General features: G+C 69.2%; 13 protein-coding genes. All 13 read right to left on the reverse strand.

All coding sequences use genetic code 11. The annotated features are described in order from the left end of the window. Positions 1–81: 81 nt before the first annotated feature. The 13 genes from nuoN to ACFTZL_RS11845 are packed head-to-tail and all read right to left on the reverse strand — an operon-like array spanning position 82 to position 15,696. Positions 82–1,731 (reverse strand): NADH-quinone oxidoreductase subunit NuoN, encoded by a 1,650-nt coding sequence (nuoN, locus tag ACFTZL_RS11785; RefSeq protein ID WP_382580596.1) that lies wholly within the window; start codon positions 1,729–1,731, stop codon positions 82–84. Beyond that, entirely contained in the window at positions 1,728–3,299 is a 1,572-nt protein-coding gene (locus ACFTZL_RS11790; RefSeq protein ID WP_382580597.1) for an NADH-quinone oxidoreductase subunit M, read from the reverse strand. The genes nuoN and ACFTZL_RS11790 overlap by 4 nt, the downstream gene beginning before the upstream one ends. 5 nt (positions 3,300–3,304) lie before the next feature. Beyond that, positions 3,305–5,218 carry an NADH-quinone oxidoreductase subunit L gene (nuoL, locus tag ACFTZL_RS11795; protein WP_382580599.1) on the reverse strand — a complete coding sequence of 638 codons (1,914 nt, stop codon included), beginning with the start codon at positions 5,216–5,218 and terminating at the stop codon, positions 3,305–3,307. 15 nt (positions 5,219–5,233) lie between these two features. After that, positions 5,234–5,533 (reverse strand): NADH-quinone oxidoreductase subunit NuoK, encoded by a 300-nt coding sequence (nuoK, locus tag ACFTZL_RS11800; protein ID WP_003992252.1) that lies wholly within the window; start codon positions 5,531–5,533, stop codon positions 5,234–5,236. Beyond that, complete coding sequence (locus tag ACFTZL_RS11805; protein ID WP_382580601.1) at positions 5,530–6,372, reverse strand: NADH-quinone oxidoreductase subunit J; 843 nt, start codon at positions 6,370–6,372, stop codon at positions 5,530–5,532. The genes nuoK and ACFTZL_RS11805 overlap by 4 nt, the downstream gene beginning before the upstream one ends. Continuing rightward, positions 6,369–7,010 (reverse strand): NADH-quinone oxidoreductase subunit NuoI, encoded by a 642-nt coding sequence (gene nuoI / locus ACFTZL_RS11810; protein ID WP_382580603.1) that lies wholly within the window; start codon positions 7,008–7,010, stop codon positions 6,369–6,371. The genes ACFTZL_RS11805 and nuoI overlap by 4 nt, the downstream gene beginning before the upstream one ends. Next, positions 7,003–8,382 (reverse strand): NADH-quinone oxidoreductase subunit NuoH, encoded by a 1,380-nt coding sequence (gene nuoH, locus ACFTZL_RS11815; protein ID WP_382580605.1) that lies wholly within the window; start codon positions 8,380–8,382, stop codon positions 7,003–7,005. The genes nuoI and nuoH overlap by 8 nt, the downstream gene beginning before the upstream one ends. Continuing rightward, positions 8,379–10,883, reverse strand: coding sequence for an NADH-quinone oxidoreductase subunit G (locus tag ACFTZL_RS11820; protein WP_382580607.1), 2,505 nt, complete (start codon positions 10,881–10,883; stop codon positions 8,379–8,381). Before ACFTZL_RS11820 ends, nuoH begins: the two co-directional genes overlap by 4 nt. Then, positions 10,880–12,226: an NADH-quinone oxidoreductase subunit NuoF gene (gene nuoF / locus ACFTZL_RS11825; protein ID WP_267944395.1), complete on the reverse strand. Its 1,347-nt coding sequence runs from the start codon at positions 12,224–12,226 to the stop codon at positions 10,880–10,882. The genes ACFTZL_RS11820 and nuoF overlap by 4 nt, the downstream gene beginning before the upstream one ends. Then, complete coding sequence (gene nuoE, locus ACFTZL_RS11830) at positions 12,226–13,086, reverse strand: NADH-quinone oxidoreductase subunit NuoE (RefSeq protein WP_382580609.1); 861 nt, start codon at positions 13,084–13,086, stop codon at positions 12,226–12,228. Before nuoE ends, nuoF begins: the two co-directional genes overlap by 1 nt. Then, on the reverse strand, positions 13,083–14,405 hold the full coding sequence (locus ACFTZL_RS11835) for an NADH-quinone oxidoreductase subunit D (RefSeq protein ID WP_382580611.1): 1,323 nt from the start codon (positions 14,403–14,405) through the stop codon (positions 13,083–13,085). Before ACFTZL_RS11835 ends, nuoE begins: the two co-directional genes overlap by 4 nt. After that, complete coding sequence (locus ACFTZL_RS11840) at positions 14,402–15,145, reverse strand: NADH-quinone oxidoreductase subunit C (protein ID WP_382580613.1); 744 nt, start codon at positions 15,143–15,145, stop codon at positions 14,402–14,404. The genes ACFTZL_RS11835 and ACFTZL_RS11840 overlap by 4 nt, the downstream gene beginning before the upstream one ends. Then, complete coding sequence (locus tag ACFTZL_RS11845) at positions 15,142–15,696, reverse strand: NADH-quinone oxidoreductase subunit B family protein (protein WP_056552623.1); 555 nt, start codon at positions 15,694–15,696, stop codon at positions 15,142–15,144. Before ACFTZL_RS11845 ends, ACFTZL_RS11840 begins: the two co-directional genes overlap by 4 nt. Between the last annotated feature and the right edge of the window lie 4 nt (positions 15,697–15,700).

Below are 15,700 nucleotides of genomic sequence, written 5' to 3' on the forward strand. Positions count from 1 at the left end.
CTCGGCCCACCGGCCCCTTCACGGCCGACGGCCCGGCACCCCGAAGGGACGCCGGGCCGCCGCCCACCGACAAGCGCACCGTCAGCGCACGAACACGCCCGCCTGGCTCGCGAGGTCCAGGAAGTACTGCGGCGCCACACCGAGCACCAGCGTGACCGCCACGCCCACCCCGATCGCCGTCATCGTCAGCGGCGACGGCACGGCCACCGTCGGGCCCTCCGGCCGCGGCTCGCTGAAGAACATCAGCACGATGACCCGGATGTAGAAGAACGCCGCGATCGCCGACGAGATCACACCGACCACGACCAGCGGGGCCGCCCCGCCCTCCGCCGCCGCCTTGAACACGGCGAACTTCCCGGCGAAGCCGGAGGTCAGCGGGATGCCCGCGAAGGCCAGCAGGAACACCGCGAACACGGCCGCCACCAGCGGCGAACGCCGGCCGAGCCCCGCCCACTTGGACAGGTGCGTCGCCTCGCCGCCCGCGTCCCGGACGAGGGTGACCACCGCGAAGGCGCCGATCGTCACGAACGAGTACGCCGCCAGGTAGAACAGCACCGACGAGACACCGTCCGGCGTGGTCGCGATGACACCCGCGAGGATGAACCCGGCGTGCGCGATCGACGAGTACGCCAGCAGCCGCTTGATGTCGGTCTGCGTGATCGCGACGATCGCACCGCCCAGCATGGTGACGATCGCCACGGCCCACATGACCGGCCGCCAGTCCCAGCGCAGGCCCGGCAGGACGACGTACAGCACGCGCAGCAGCGCGCCGAACGCCGCCACCTTCGTCGCCGCCGCCATGAAGCCGGTCACCGGCGTCGGCGCGCCCTGGTACACGTCCGGCGTCCACATGTGGAACGGCACCGCGCCCACCTTGAACAGCAGGCCCATCACAAGCAGCGCGGCTCCGATCAGCAGGAGCGCGTCGTTGCCCATGGTGCCGGCGAGCGCCGGGTTGACGTCCTGCACCGTGCCGTCGACGACCTGCGCGATCGTCGCGTACGACATGGAGCCCGCGTAGCCGTACAGCAGTGCGATGCCGAAGAGGGTGAACGCGGAGGCGAAGGCGCCGAGCAGGAAGTACTTGACCGCCGCCTCCTGCGACATCATCCGCTTGCGGCGGGCCAGCGCGCAGAGCAGGTACAGCGGGAGCGAGAAGACCTCCAGCGCCACGAACAGCGTCAGCAGGTCGTTGGCCGCCGGGAAGATCAGCATGCCGGCGACGGCGAACAGCAGCAGCGGGAACACCTCGGTGGTGGTGAACCCGGCCTTGACCGCGGCCTTCTCGCTCTCGCTGCCCGGCACGGACGCGGCCTGCGCGGCGAAGGAGTCGACGCGGTTGCCGTGCACCTCCGGGTCGAGCCGCCGCTCGGCGAAGGTGAACAGGCCGACCATGGCCGCCAGCAAAATGGTGCCCTGTAGGAAGAGGGCCGGTCCGTCGACGGCGATGGCGCCCATCGCCGCGATGTGCGCCTTGGTCGTGCCGTACCCGTCGGCCGCGAGCGCCACGACCGCCGCGAAGGCGGCCGCGATCGCGACGACGGACACGAACATCTGGACGTAGTATCGGGACTTGCGCGGGACGAACGCCTCGACCAGGATCCCGACGATCGCCGCACCGACGATGATCAGGGTGGGGGCGAGCTGCCCGTACTCGATCTTCGGCGCGTCGATCTTCGTGATCGGTTCGGCCGCCGTTGTCCACAGGCTGTGGACGGCTGTTGCGCTCACTTGGCCGCCTCCACCTCGGGCTTGGGGTCCTTCTGCTGTACGTCGGACATGGTCTGTTTGACCGCCGGGTCGATGATCTGGGTGACGGGCTTCGGGTAGACGCCCAGGAAGATCAGCAGGACGACCAGCGGGGCGACGACCACGAGTTCACGCACCCTGAGGTCCGGCATCTTCGCGATCTCGGGTTTCACCGGGCCCGTCATCGTCCGCTGGTAGAGGACGAGGGTGTAGAGCGCGGCGAGGACGATGCCGAAGGTGGCGATGATGCCGACCACCGGGTACCGCGTGAATGTGCCGACCAGGACCAGGAACTCGCTGACGAACGGTGCCAGGCCGGGCAGCGACAGGGTCGCCAGGCTGCCGATCAGGAACGTGCCGGCGAGCACCGGCGCCACCTTCTGCACTCCGCCGTAGTCGGCGATGAGCCGCGAGCCGCGCCGGGAGATCAGGAAGCCCGCCACCAGCATCAGCGCGGCGGTCGAGATGCCGTGGTTGACCATGTAGAGCGTCGCCCCGGACTGGCCCTGGCTGGTCATCGCGAAGATGCCCATGATGATGAAGCCGAAGTGGGAGATCGACGCGTAGGCCACCAGTCGCTTGATGTCGCGCTGGCCGACCGCGAGCAACGCCCCGTAGATGATGCTGATCAGGGCGAGGACGAGGATCGCGGGCGTCGCCCACTTGCTCGCCTCCGGGAAGAGCTGGAGGCAGAAGCGGAGCATCGCGAAGGTGCCGACCTTGTCGACGACCGCCGTGATGAGCACGGCGACCGGGGCGGTGGACTCCTGCATCGCGTTGGGCAGCCAGGTGTGCAGCGGCCACAGCGGCGCCTTCACCGCGAAGGCGAAGAAGAAGCCCAGGAACAGCCACCGTTCGGTGTTGGTCGCCATGTCGAGCGAGCCGTTGGCCCGGGCCTCGGCGATCTCCGTGAGCGAGAAGTTCCCGGCGACCACGTACAGGCCGATCACCGCGGCCAGCATGATCAGACCGCCGACCAGGTTGTAGAGCAGGAACTTCACCGCCGCGTACGACCGTTGCGTCGCCGCCGCCTTCTCGCCGTGCTCGTGGGCACGGTCCCCGAAGCCGCCGATGAGGAAGTACATCGGGATCAGCATGGCTTCGAAGAAGATGTAGAAGAGGAAGACGTCGGTGGCCTCGAAGGAGATGATCACCATCGCCTCGACGGCCAGGATCAGGGCGAAGAAGCCCTGCGTCGGCCGCCACCGCGTGGAGCCGGTCTCCAGCGGGTCGGCGTCGTGCCAGCCCGCGAGGATGATGAACGGGATCAGCAGCGCCGTGAGCGCGATCAGCGCCACCGCGATGCCGTCCACGCCCAGTTCGTAGCGGACGCCGAAGTCCGCGATCCAGGAGTGGGACTCGGTGAGCTGGTAGCGGTCGCCGCCTGGGTCGAAGCGCACCAGGACGACGATCGCCAGGACGAGCGTGGCGAGCGAGAAGAGCAGCGCCAGCCATTTGGCGACGGTGCGCTGCGCGGCCGGCACGGCGGCCGTGGCGATCGCCCCGACGGCCGGGAGCACCGCTGTCGCTGTCAGCAGAGGAAAGGACATCGGTATCAGACCGCCCTCATCAGCAGGGTCACGGCGACCAGGACCGCCGCGCCCCCGAACATCGAGACCGCGTAGGAGCGGGCGAAGCCGTTCTGCAGCTTGCGCATCCGCCCGGAAAGGCCGCCGACCGAGGCCGCCGTGCCATTGACGACGCCGTCGACCAGGGTGTGGTCGACGTAGACCAGGGACCGCGTGAGGTGTTCGCCGCCGCGGACCAGGACGATGTGGTTGAAGTCGTCCTGGAGCAGGTCGCGCCGGGCGGCCCGGGTGAGCAGCGATCCGCGCGGGGCGACGGCCGGGACCGGGCGCCGTCCGTACTGCGTCCAGGCGAGTGCGACGCCGATGACCATGCATGTGACGGTCGCGCCGGTGATCACACCCGCGCTGATCGGCGAGTCGCCGTGGCTGTGCCCGGTGATCGGCTCCAGCCAGTGCACGAAGCGGTCGCCGATGCTGAAGACAGCGCCGCCGGCCACCGACCCGACGGCCAGCACGATCATCGGGATCGTCATGACCTTGGGCGACTCGTGCGGATGCGGTTCATTGCCCTTCTCGTCGGGCTGCCAGCGCTTCTCGCCGAAGAACGTCATCAGCATCACGCGCGTCATGTAGAACGCCGTGATGGCCGCGCCCAGCAGGGCCACGCCGCCGAGGATCCAGCCCTCGGTGCCGCCCTTGGCGAACGCCGACTCGATGATCATGTCCTTGGAGAAGAAGCCGGACAGGCCCGGGAAGCCGATGATCGCCAGGTAGCCGAGGCCGAAGGTGACGAAGGTGACCGGCATGTACTTCCTGAGGCCGCCGTACTTCCTCATGTCCACCTCGTCGTTCATGCCGTGCATGACCGAACCGGCGCCGAGGAACAGCCCCGCCTTGAAGAAGCCGTGCGTCACCAGGTGCATGATCGCGAAGACGTAGCCGATGGGGCCGAGGCCCGCGGCGAGCACCATGTAGCCGATCTGCGACATGGTCGAGCCGGCCAGTGCCTTCTTGATGTCGTCCTTCGCGCAACCGACGATCGCACCGAAGAGGAGCGTGACGGCACCGACGACGGTGACGACCAACTGGGCGTCCGGGGCGCCGTTGAAGACGGCCGCGGAGCGGACGATCAGGTACACACCCGCCGTCACCATCGTCGCGGCGTGGATGAGGGCCGAGACCGGGGTCGGGCCCTCCATCGCGTCCCCGAGCCAGGACTGCAGCGGCACCTGGGCGGACTTGCCGCAGGCCGCGAGCAGCAGCATCAGGGCGATGACGGTCAGCTTGTCCTCACCGGCGGCACCGGCGAGCCCGGCCTCCTCGTGGCTGCCGAGCACCGGCCCGAAGGCGAAGGTGCCGAACCACAGGAACATCAGCATGATCGCGATGGACAGGCCCATGTCGCCGACGCGGTTGACCAGGAAGGCCTTCTTCGCGGCCGTGGCGGCGCTGGGCTTGTGCTGCCAGAAGCCGATCAGCAGGTAGGAGGCGAGACCGACGCCCTCCCAGCCGACGTACAGCAGCAGGTAGTTGTCGGCGAGGACGAGCAGCAGCATCGCCGCGAGGAACAGGTTCAGGTACCCGAAGAAGCGGCGGCGCCGCTCGTCGTGCTCCATGTACCCGACGGAGTAGAGGTGGATCAGCGAGCCGACGCCCGAGATCAGCAGGACGAACGTCATCGAAAGCTGGTCGAGCTGGAAGGCGACGTCCGCCTGGAAGCCCTCGACCGGGATCCAGCTGAACAGGTGCTGGCCCATCTCCCGGTGATCCGCGTCCTTGCCCAGCATGTCGGCGAACAGCACCAGGCCGAGCACGAAGGAGGAGGCGGCGAGGGCGGTGCCGATCCAGTGGCCGACGGCGTCCAGCCGGCGTCCGCCGCACAGCAGGACCACCGCTCCCAGCAGGGGCGCCGCCACCAGCAGCGCAATCAGGTTCTCCACGATTCTTCCGACCCCTTACAGCTTCATCAGGCTGGCGTCGTCGACCGAGGCCGAGTGGCGGGCACGGAACAGGGACACGATGATCGCGAGCCCGACCACGACCTCGGCGGCGGCGACGACCATCGTGAAGAACGCGATGATCTGGCCGTCGAGGTTGCCGTGCATCCGGGAGAAGGCGACGAACGCGAGGTTGCAGGCGTTGAGCATGAGCTCGATGCACATGAACACGACGATCGCGTTGCGCCTGATCAGCACGCCGGTGGCGCCGATCGTGAACAACAGGGCCGCGAGATAGAGGTAGTTGACGGGGTTCACTTCGACGCCTCCTCGGACCGCTTGAACTTCGCCGGCCCGATCGCCCCGCGCTCCAGGCGATCCTCGGCCCGCTGTTCCAGGGCCTTGAGGTCGTTGAGCGCCTCCTGCGACACGTCGCGGATCTGGCCGCGCTCGCGCAGCGTCTTGCTGACGGTGAGGTCGGAGGGTGTGCCGTCGGGGAGCAGGCCCGCGATGTCGACCGCGTTGTGCCGGGCGTACACACCGGGGGCCGGCAGGGGCGGCAGTTGCTTGCCTTCGCGCACCCGCTCCTCGGAGAGTTCACGCTGGGTCTTGGCGCGTTCGGTGCGCTCGCGATGGGTGAGCACCATGGCGCCGACGGCGGCCGTGATGAGCAGGGCGCCGGTGATCTCGAACGCGAAGACGTACTTGGTGAAGATGAGGGCGGCGATGCCCTCCACATTGCCCCCGGCGTTCGCCTGGCCGATGCCGTTGAACTCCGTGAGGGAGGCGTTGCCGATGCCGCCGATCAGCAGGACGCCGAAGCCGAGACCGCACAGCAGGGCCAGCCAGCGCTGGCCCTTGATGGTCTCCTTCAGGGAGTCCGCCGCGGTCACGCCGACGAGCATCACCACGAACAGGAACAGCATCATGATCGCGCCGGTGTAGACGATGATCTGCACGACGCCCAGGAAGTAGGCGCCGTTGGCGAGGTAGAACACCGCCAGGATGATCATGGTCCCGGCGAGACAGAGGGCACTGTGCACGGCCCTCCTCATGAGGATGGTGCACAGAGCGCCGATCACCGCGACCGTGCCGAGGATCCAGAACTGGACGGCCTCTCCGGTGGAGGTGGAGTAGGCGGCGAGCTGGGCGGTCATCGGCCGATCACCTTCTCCGACGCCGGCTCGGTCCCGCCGAAGGTGGAGTCGGACTCCTGCACGACCTCGCCCTCGGAGTGGGCGACCTGCTGCTCCGTGCCGGGCGCGGCCTCGGTGACCAGGCCGCGGTAGTAGTCCTGTTCGTCCGTCCCCGGGTAGATGGCGTGGGGCGAGTCGACCATGCCGTCCTCGAGACCGGCGAGCAGCTGCTCCTTGGTGTAGATGAGGTTGGCCCGGCTGGAGTCGGCCAGCTCGAACTCGTTCGTCATCGTGAGCGCGCGCGTGGGGCAGGCCTCGATGCACAGGCCGCACAGGATGCAGCGGGCGTAGTTGATCTGGTAGACGCGGCCGTACCGCTCGCCCGGCGAGTAGCGCTCCTCGTCGGTGTTGTCCGCGCCCTCCACATAGATGGCGTCGGCGGGACAGGCCCACGCGCACAGTTCACAGCCGACGCACTTCTCCAGGCCGTCCGGATGGCGGTTGAGCTGGTGCCGTCCGTGGAAGCGCGGAGCCGTGGTCTTCTGCTGCTCCGGGTACTGCTCGGTCAGCCGCTTCTTGAACATGGCCTTGAAGGTCACGCCGAAGCCGGCCACGGGGTTCTGGAAACCGGGCTTGGTGTCCTTCGGTTCCTCAGTCATCGGACGCCTCCCTTCCATCCGTAGATCCGCCCAGAGATTCGTCACTCTGAGTATCGGGCCCACCACTGACAATCAGCTCCCGCTCACGGCGCGAGCGGCGTCGCGGAGCCGGCGGAAGCTCCTGTCCGGGCAGTGGCGGCACGGGGAATCCGCCCGCCATGGGGTCGAAGGCCGCCGGGGTCTCGGCCGGCCGCTCGGCCTGCTTCGACTTCTCGCGGAACATGTCGACCACGAAGGAGAGCAGCAACAGGGCCAGCACACCGCCGCCGACGTAGAGCACGATGTCGGCGAAGTCGTAGTTCTCGTTCCGCAGGGCCCGCACGGTGGCGACGAGCATCAGCCACACCAGCGAGACCGGGATGAGGACCTTCCAGCCGAGCTTCATGAGCTGGTCGTAGCGGACGCGTGGGAGCGTGCCGCGGATCCAGATGAACATGAACAGCAGCAACTGGACCTTGACGGTGAACCAGAGCATCGGCCACCAGCCGTGGTTCGCGCCCTCCCAGAAGGTGCTGATCGGCCACGGGGCCCGCCAACCGCCGAGGAACAGCGTGGTGGCGACGGCCGAGACGGTCACCATGTTGACGTACTCGGCGAGCATGAACATCGCGAACTTGATCGACGAGTACTCGGTGTTGAAGCCGCCGACCAGGTCGCCCTCGGACTCCGGCATGTCGAAGGGGGCGCGGTTGGTCTCGCCGACCATCGTGACGATGTAGAGGATGAAGGAGAGCGGCAGCAGCAGGATGTACCAGCGGTCGGCCTGCTGCTCGACGATCGTCGACGTCGACATCGACCCCGAGTAGAGGAACACGGAGGCGAAGGCGGCGCCCATCGCGATCTCGTAGGAGATCATCTGCGCGCAGGAGCGCAGACCGCCCAGCAGCGGGTACGTCGAGCCGGAGCTCCAGCCCGCGAGGACGATGCCGTAGATGCCGACCGAGGCGACCGCGAGGATGTAGAGCATCGCGATCGGCAGGTCGGTGAGCTGCATCGTGGTGCGCTGACCGAAGATCGAGATCTCGTTGCCGGCCGGGCCGAAGGGGATCACCGCGATCGCCATGAAGGCCGGGATGGCCGCGATGACCGGCGCGAGGACGTACACCGCCTTGTCGGCGCGCTTGACGATGACGTCTTCCTTGAGCATCAGTTTGATGCCGTCGGCGAGCGACTGGAGCATGCCCCAGGGGCCGTGCCGGTTGGGGCCGACGCGCAACTGCATCCAGGCGACGACCTTGCGCTCCATGACGATGGAGACCAGCACGGTCACCATCAGGAAGGCGAAGCAGAACACCGCCTTGATGACGACCAGCCACCACGGGTCGCGGCCGAACATCGAGAGGTCTTCAGCCGCGAGGAGGTACGGGCTCATGCCTCCACCTCCTTGGGGGCCTCGCCGGCGAGCGTCGCCGGGCCGATGCGGACGAGGGAGCCGGGCCGCGCCCCGGTGTCGGAGGCGACGCCGCCGCCGCTGGAGTTCAGCGGCAGCCACACCACCCGGTCGGGCATCTCACTGATCTGCAGCGGGAGTTCCACGGCGCCCTGGGGGCCGGTCACGGCGAGGAGGTCGCCGTCCTTGACGCCCGCCTCGGCGGCCGTCGCGGCCGACACGCGCGCGCGTGCGGCGTGCCGGGTTCCGGCGAGTGCCTCGTCACCCTGCTGGAGGAGTCCCTGGTCGAGCAGCAGCCGGTGCCCGGCGAGTACCGCCTCGCCGACGGCCGGGCGGGGCAGCGCGGCCGCGGTCTCCAGGGGTTCGCCGGCCCGCGGGCCGTCCCAGGCGCCGAGCCGGTCGATCTCCGCGCGCACGGTGCGCAGATCCGGCAGTCCGAGGTGGACGTCCATGGCGTCGGCGAGCATCTGCAGCACACGCGCGTCGGTGGGCGCGAGGCGGCGGGTCATCTGGTCGGGCTTGAGCGCGGCCTCGAAGAAGCGGACCCGGCCTTCCCAGTTGAGGAAGGTGCCGGCCTTCTCGGCGACCGCGCCGACGGGCAGGACGACATCGGCCTCGCGGCTGATCTCGCTGGGCCGCAGTTCGAGGGAGACCAGGAAGCCGACCTCGTCCAGTGCCGCACGCGCGCGTGCCGGGTCGGGCAGATCGGCGATCTCCACGCCCGCCACCAGCAGGGCCTGCAGCTCGCCGGTCGCGGCGGCCTCGACGATCTCGCCGGTGTCGCGGCCGTAGCGGTGCGGGAGGCCGGCCACGCCCCAGACGTCGGCCACCTCGTCACGCGCGCGTGGGTCGGTGGCCGGGCGTCCGCCCGGCAGCAGCGACGGCAGCGCGCCCGCCTCGATCGCGCCGCGCTCCCCGGCCCGGCGCGGGATCCACACCAGCCGGGCGCCGGTCGCGGAGGCGGTGCGTACGGCGGCGGTGAGTCCGCCGGCCACCGCGGCCAGCCGCTCGCCGACGACGATCACAGCGCCCTCGGCGCGCAGCGCCTCAGCTGCCGTGGCGCCGTCGTCCTCCAGGCCGCCACCGCTCCCGAGCGCGTCCAGCCACTCGGTCTCGGTGCCGGGAGCCGCGGGCAGCAGCGTGCCACCGGCCTTCTCCAGACCGCGTGTGGCGTGCGTGGCCAGCGAGAAGACCCGCTGTCCGTGCCCCCGCCAGGCCTTGCGCAGCCGCAGGAAGACGCCGGGCGCCTCCTCCTCCGCCTCGAACCCGACCAGCAGGACGGCGGGCGCCTTCTCCAGTGCGGTGTACGTGACGCCCGTACCGTCGAGGTCCCGGCCGCGCCCGGCGACCTGGGCGGCGAGGAAGTCGGCCTCCTCGCCGCTGTGCACGCGCGCGCGGAAGTCGATGTCGTTGGTGTCGAGCGCCACGCGCGCGAACTTGCTGTACGCGTAAGCGTCCTCGATGGTGAGCCGGCCGCCGGTCAGGACACCGGTACGGCCCCGGGAGGCCAGCAGCCCCTGGGCCGCGATCTGCAGCGCCTCGGGCCAGGAGGCCGGTTCCAGCTCGCCCTCGGCGTTGCGCACGAGCGGCGTCTCGAGCCGGTCCCGCTGCTGCGCGTACCGGAACCCGAACCGCCCCTTGTCGCAGATCCACTCCTCGTTGACCTCGGGGTCGTTCGCCGCGAGCCGCCGCATGACCTTGCCGCGCCGGTGGTCGGTGCGCGTCGCGCAGCCGCCGGAGCAGTGCTCGCAGACCGACGGGGAGGAGACCAGGTCGAACGGGCGGGAGCGGAATCGGTACGCCGCCGAGGTCAGCGCGCCGACCGGGCAGATCTGGATGGTGTTGCCGGAGAAGTACGACTCGAACGGGTCGCCCTCGCCGGTGCCGACCTGCTGGAGCGCGCCCCGCTCGACCAGCTCGATCATCGGGTCGCCCGCGACCTGGTTGGAGAACCGGGTGCAGCGGGCGCACAGCACGCAGCGCTCACGGTCGAGCAGCACCTGCGTGGAGATCGGCACGGGCTTCTCGTACGTGCGCTTGCGGCCCTCGAAGCGGGACTCGGCGTCGCCGTGCGAGAGGGCCTGGTTCTGCAGCGGGCACTCGCCGCCCTTGTCGCAGACCGGGCAGTCCAGCGGGTGGTTGATGAGCAGGAGCTCCATCACACCCTTCTGGGCCTTCTCCGCGACCGGCGAGGTGAGGTGGGTCTTCACCACCATCCCGTCGGTGCAGGTGATGGTGCAGGACGCCATGGGCTTGCGCTGGCCCTCGACCTCGACGATGCACTGGCGGCAGGCGCCGGCCGGATCGAGGAGCGGGTGGTCGCAGAACCGGGGGATCTCGATGCCGAGCTGTTCGGCGGCCCGGATGACCAGGGTGCCCTTGGGCACGCTGATCTCGGCGCCGTCGATCGTCAGCGACACGAGGTCCTCCGGCGGGACCGCCGCCTCTCCCCCACCGGAGGGAGAGCTGGTGGTCACGGTCATGCGTTCACCTCCGTGCGGTCGGCCCAGGCCGTCGACCTGGCCGGGTCGAAGGGGCAGCCCCGGCCCGTGATGTGCTGCTCGTACTCCTCGCGGAAGTACTTGAGCGAGGAGAAGATCGGCGAGGCGGCGCCGTCGCCGAGGGCGCAGAAGGACTTGCCGTTGATGTTGTCGGCGATGTCGTTCAGCTTGTCGAGGTCGGACATCCGTCCCTTGCCGGCCTCGATGTCGCGCAGCAGCTGCACGAGCCAATACGTGCCTTCGCGGCAGGGCGTGCACTTGCCGCAGGACTCGTGGGCGTAGAACTCGGTCCAGCGCGTGACGGCCCGCACCACGCAGGTCGTCTCGTCGAAGCACTGGAGAGCTTTCGTGCCGAGCATGGAACCCGCGGCGCCCACTCCTTCGTAATCAAGAGGGACGTCGAGATGCTCGTCGGTGAACATCGGGGTCGAGGAGCCCCCCGGCGTCCAGAACTTGAGGCGGTGCCCGGGGCGCATGCCGCCGCTCATGTCGAGGAGCTGGCGGAGCGTGATGCCGAGCGGCGCCTCGTACTGGCCGGGGCCCGCGACATGGCCGGACAGGGAGTAGAGCGTGAAGCCTGGCGACTTCTCACTGCCCATCGACCGGAACCAGTCTTTGCCCCGGCTCATGATCGCGGGAACCGACGCGATGGACTCGACGTTGTTCACCACAGTCGGGCACGCGTAGAGGCCCGCGACAGCGGGGAAGGGGGGACGAAGCCGCGGTTGACCCCGGCGGCCTTCGAGCGAGTCCAGCAGTGCGGTCTCCTCACCGCAGATGTACGCGCCCGCGCCCGCGTGCACGGTGATGTCGAGGTCGAGTCCGCTGCCCTGGATGTTCTCGCCCAGGAAGCCCGCCTCGTACGCCTCGCGCACAGCGGAGTGCAACCGCCGCAGCACTGGGACGACTTCACCACGCAGATAGATGAAGGCATGCGAAGACCTGATGGCATAGCACGCGATGATCATGCCCTCGATGAGGCTATGTGGGTTCGCGAAGAGGAGCGGGATGTCCTTGCACGTCCCGGGCTCCGACTCGTCGGCGTTGACAACCAGATAGTGCGGCTTTCCATCCCCCTGGGGAATGAACTGCCACTTCATCCCCGTCGGGAATCCCGCGCCGCCGCGCCCGCGCAGACCGGACTCCTTGACGTACGCGATCACGTCGTCCGGCGACATGGCGAGCGCCTTGCGCAGCCCTTCGTACCCCTCGTGCCTTCGGTACACGTCCAGCGTCCAGGACTTGTCCTCGTCCCAGAAGGCCGACAGCACCGGTGCGAGCAGCTTCTCGGGGCTCATGTCTTTCAGCTCGGGTGCCAAGGTCATCACTCCCCCTCCTCGGCGGCGGGCCCGGCCGGGTGGGCCGGGTCGGAGGCCGACGTGTCCTGCGGCGCGTCGTGCGAGCTCAAGTGCTCCGTCGGTGACGGTTCGTGGGGTGCCTCGGTCCGGGCCGCCTCACCGCGCGGATGCACCACGCGCGCGGGTGCGGCCTCCCCCTTGGCGAGCTTCAGGCCGACCAGGGAAGCGTGTCCCGCGCTTCCTCCGGACTCGACGGCCCCGTCCCGCTCGTCGGGGAAACCGGCCAGGACCCGGGCGGTCTCCTTGAAGGTGCACACCGTCGCCCCGCGCGTGGGCGTGACCGGCCGTCCCGAGCGCAGGTCGTCGACGAGGCGCTTGGCGCTGCCCGGGGTCTGGTTGTCGAAGAACTCCCAGTTGACCATCACGACCGGCGCGAAGTCGCAGGCCGCGTTGCACTCGATGTGCTCCAGGGTGACCTTGCCGTCGTCGGTGGTCTCGCCGTTGCCGACGCCGAGGTGCTCCTGGAGCTCCTCGAAGATCGCGTCCCCGCCCATCACGGCACACAGGGTGTTGGTGCACACCCCCACCTGGTAGTCACCGCTCGGCCGGCGCCGGTACATGGTGTAGAAGGTGGCGACCGCGGTGACCTCGGCCGTGGTCAGGCCGAGCATGTCCGCGCAGAACCGCATGCCCGTGCGCGTGACGTGTCCCTCCTCCGACTGCACGAGGTGCAGCAGCGGCAGGAGGGCGGACCGGGAGTCCGGGTAGCGGGCGATGACCTCGCGCGCGTCCGTCTCCAGACGGGCTCGGACGTCGTCCGGGTAGGCGGGCGCGGGCAGTTCGGGCATGCCCAGGCTGACGCCCCGCTCGGAAGAAGAGGTGGTCACCGGTCGACGCCTCCCATCACGGGGTCGATGGACGCGACGGCGACGATGACGTCGGCGACCTGGCCGCCTTCGCACATCGCCGCCATGGCCTGCAGGTTGGTGAAGGACGGGTCGCGGAAGTGGACCCGGTAGGGGCGGGTGCCGCCGTCGGACACGACGTGCACCCCGAGTTCGCCCTTGGGCGACTCGACCGCCGTGTAGGCCTGGCCCGGCGGGACGCGGAAGCCCTCGGTGACCAGCTTGAAGTGGTGGATCAGGGCCTCCATGGAGGTGCCCATGATCTTCTTGATGTGGTCGAGGGAGTTGCCGAGGCCGTCGGGCCCGAGGGCGAGCTGGGCGGGCCAGGCGATCTTCTTGTCGGGGACCATGACCGGGCCGGGCTGGAGCCGGTCCAGGCACTGCTCGACGATCCTGAGCGACTGGCGCATCTCCTCGAGCCGGATGAGGAAGCGGCCGTAGGAGTCGCAGGTGTCGGCGGTCGGGACGTCGAAGTCGTAATTCTCGTAGCCGCAGTACGGCTGCGTCTTGCGCAGGTCGTGCGGCAGGCCGGTGGAGCGCAGAATCGGGCCCGTCGCGCCGAGGGCCATGCAGCCGGCCAGGTCCAGATAGCCGACGTCCTGCATGCGGGCCTTGAAGATAGGGTTCCCGGTGGCGAGCTTGTCGTACTCCGGGAGGTTCTTCTTCATCTTCTTCACGAACTCGCGGATGTGGTCCACCGCGCCGGGCGGCAGGTCCTGGGCGAGTCCGCCGGGCCGGATGTAGGCGTGGTTCATCCGCAGGCCGGTGATCAGCTCGTAGATGTCGAGAATCAGTTCACGATCACGGAATCCGTAGATCATGACCGTCGTTGCGCCGAGCTCCATGCCGCCGGTGGCGATGCACACCAGGTGCGACGAGAGCCGGTTCAGCTCCATCAGGAGCACGCGGATGATCGAGGCGCGGTCCGGGATCTGGTCCTCGATGCCGAGGAGCTTCTCGACGCCGAGGCAGTACGCCGTCTCGTTGAAGAACGGCGTCAGGTAGTCCATGCGCGTCACGAACGTCGTGCCCTGCGTCCACGTCCGGTACTCGAGGTTCTTCTCGATGCCGGTGTGCAGGTAGCCGATGCCGCAGCGGGCCTCGGTGACGGTCTCGCCGTCGATCTCCAGGATCAGGCGGAGCACGCCGTGCGTGGACGGGTGCTGCGGGCCCATGTTGACGACGATGCGCTCGTCGTCGGCGCGGGCCGCCGACTCGACGACCTCGTCCCAGTCGCCGCCGGTGACGGTGTAGACGGTGCCCTCGGTGGTCTCGCGAGGGGAGGCGTGCGAAGTGCTCATGAGTACGACCTCCGCTGGTCCGGAGCCGGGATCTGGGCGCCCTTGTACTCGACGGGGATGCCGCCGAGGGGATAGTCCTTGCGCTGCGGGAAGCCCTGCCAGTCGTCCGGCATCATGATCCGCGTCAGGGCCGGGTGACCGTCGAAGACGATGCCGAAGAAGTCGTACGTCTCGCGCTCGTGCCAGTCGTTCGTCGGATAGACGGAGAACAGCGACGGGATGTGCGGGTCGCTGTCGGGGGCGCTGACCTCCAGGCGGATCAGCCGGTTGTGGGTGATCGAGCGCAGGTGGTAGACGGCGTGCAGCTCGCGGCCCTTGTCGTTCGGGTAGTGGACGCCGCTGACGCCGGTGCACAGCTCGAAGCGCAGGGCCGGGTCGTCGCGCAGGGTGCGGGCGACGCGGACCAGGTGCTCGCGCTCGATGTGGAAGGTCAGCTCGTCGCGGTCGACGACCGTCTTCTCGATGGCGTTCTCGGGGAGCAGTTCCTGTTCCTCCAGGGCTCCCTCGAGTTCGTCGGCGACCTCGTCGAACCAGCCGCCGTAGGGGCGGTTCGCCGGGCCCGGGAGCCGGACCGAGCGGACCAGGCCGCCGTAGCCGGAGGTGTCCCCGCCGTTGTCGGCGCCGAACATGCCGCGCTGGACGCGGATCTCCTCGCCGCCCTGGCCGCGCTGGCCGGGGAGGTTGGAGGCCGACAGGTCCTTCTCGGGGTTGGCGCCGCCCGCGCCCTTCGCGTCGCTCATCGCAGCAGCCCCTTCATCTCGATCGTGGGCAGGGCCTTGAGCGCCGCCTCCTCCGCCTCGCGGGCCGCCTCCTCGGCGTTCACGCCGAGCTTGGAGGTCTGGATCTTCTGGTGGAGCTTGAGGATGGCGTCCAGCAGCATCTCCGGCCGTGGCGGGCAGCCGGGGAGATAGATGTCGACCGGCACGATGTGGTCGACGCCCTGGACGATGGCGTAGTTGTTGAACATGCCGCCCGAGGAGGCGCAGACCCCCATGGAGATCACCCACTTGGGGTTCGGCATCTGGTCGTAGACCTGCCGCAGTACCGGCGCCATCTTCTGGCTGACCCGGCCGGCGACGATCATCAGATCCGCCTGCCGGGGCGAGCCCCGGAAGACCTCCATGCCGAAGCGCGCCAGGTCGTAGCGGCCGGCGCCGGTGGTCATCATCTCGATGGCACAGCAGGCGAGGCCGAACGTGGCGGGGAATACCGACGCCTTGCGCACCCAGCCCGCGGCCTGCTCGACGGTGGTCAGCAGGAAGCCGCTCGGCAGCTTTTCTTCGAGTCCCATGACT

The sequence above is a fragment of the Streptomyces sp. NPDC056948 genome, assembly GCF_042674225.1.
GTDB classification, from domain to species: domain Bacteria; phylum Actinomycetota; class Actinomycetes; order Streptomycetales; family Streptomycetaceae; genus Streptomyces; species Streptomyces purpurascens.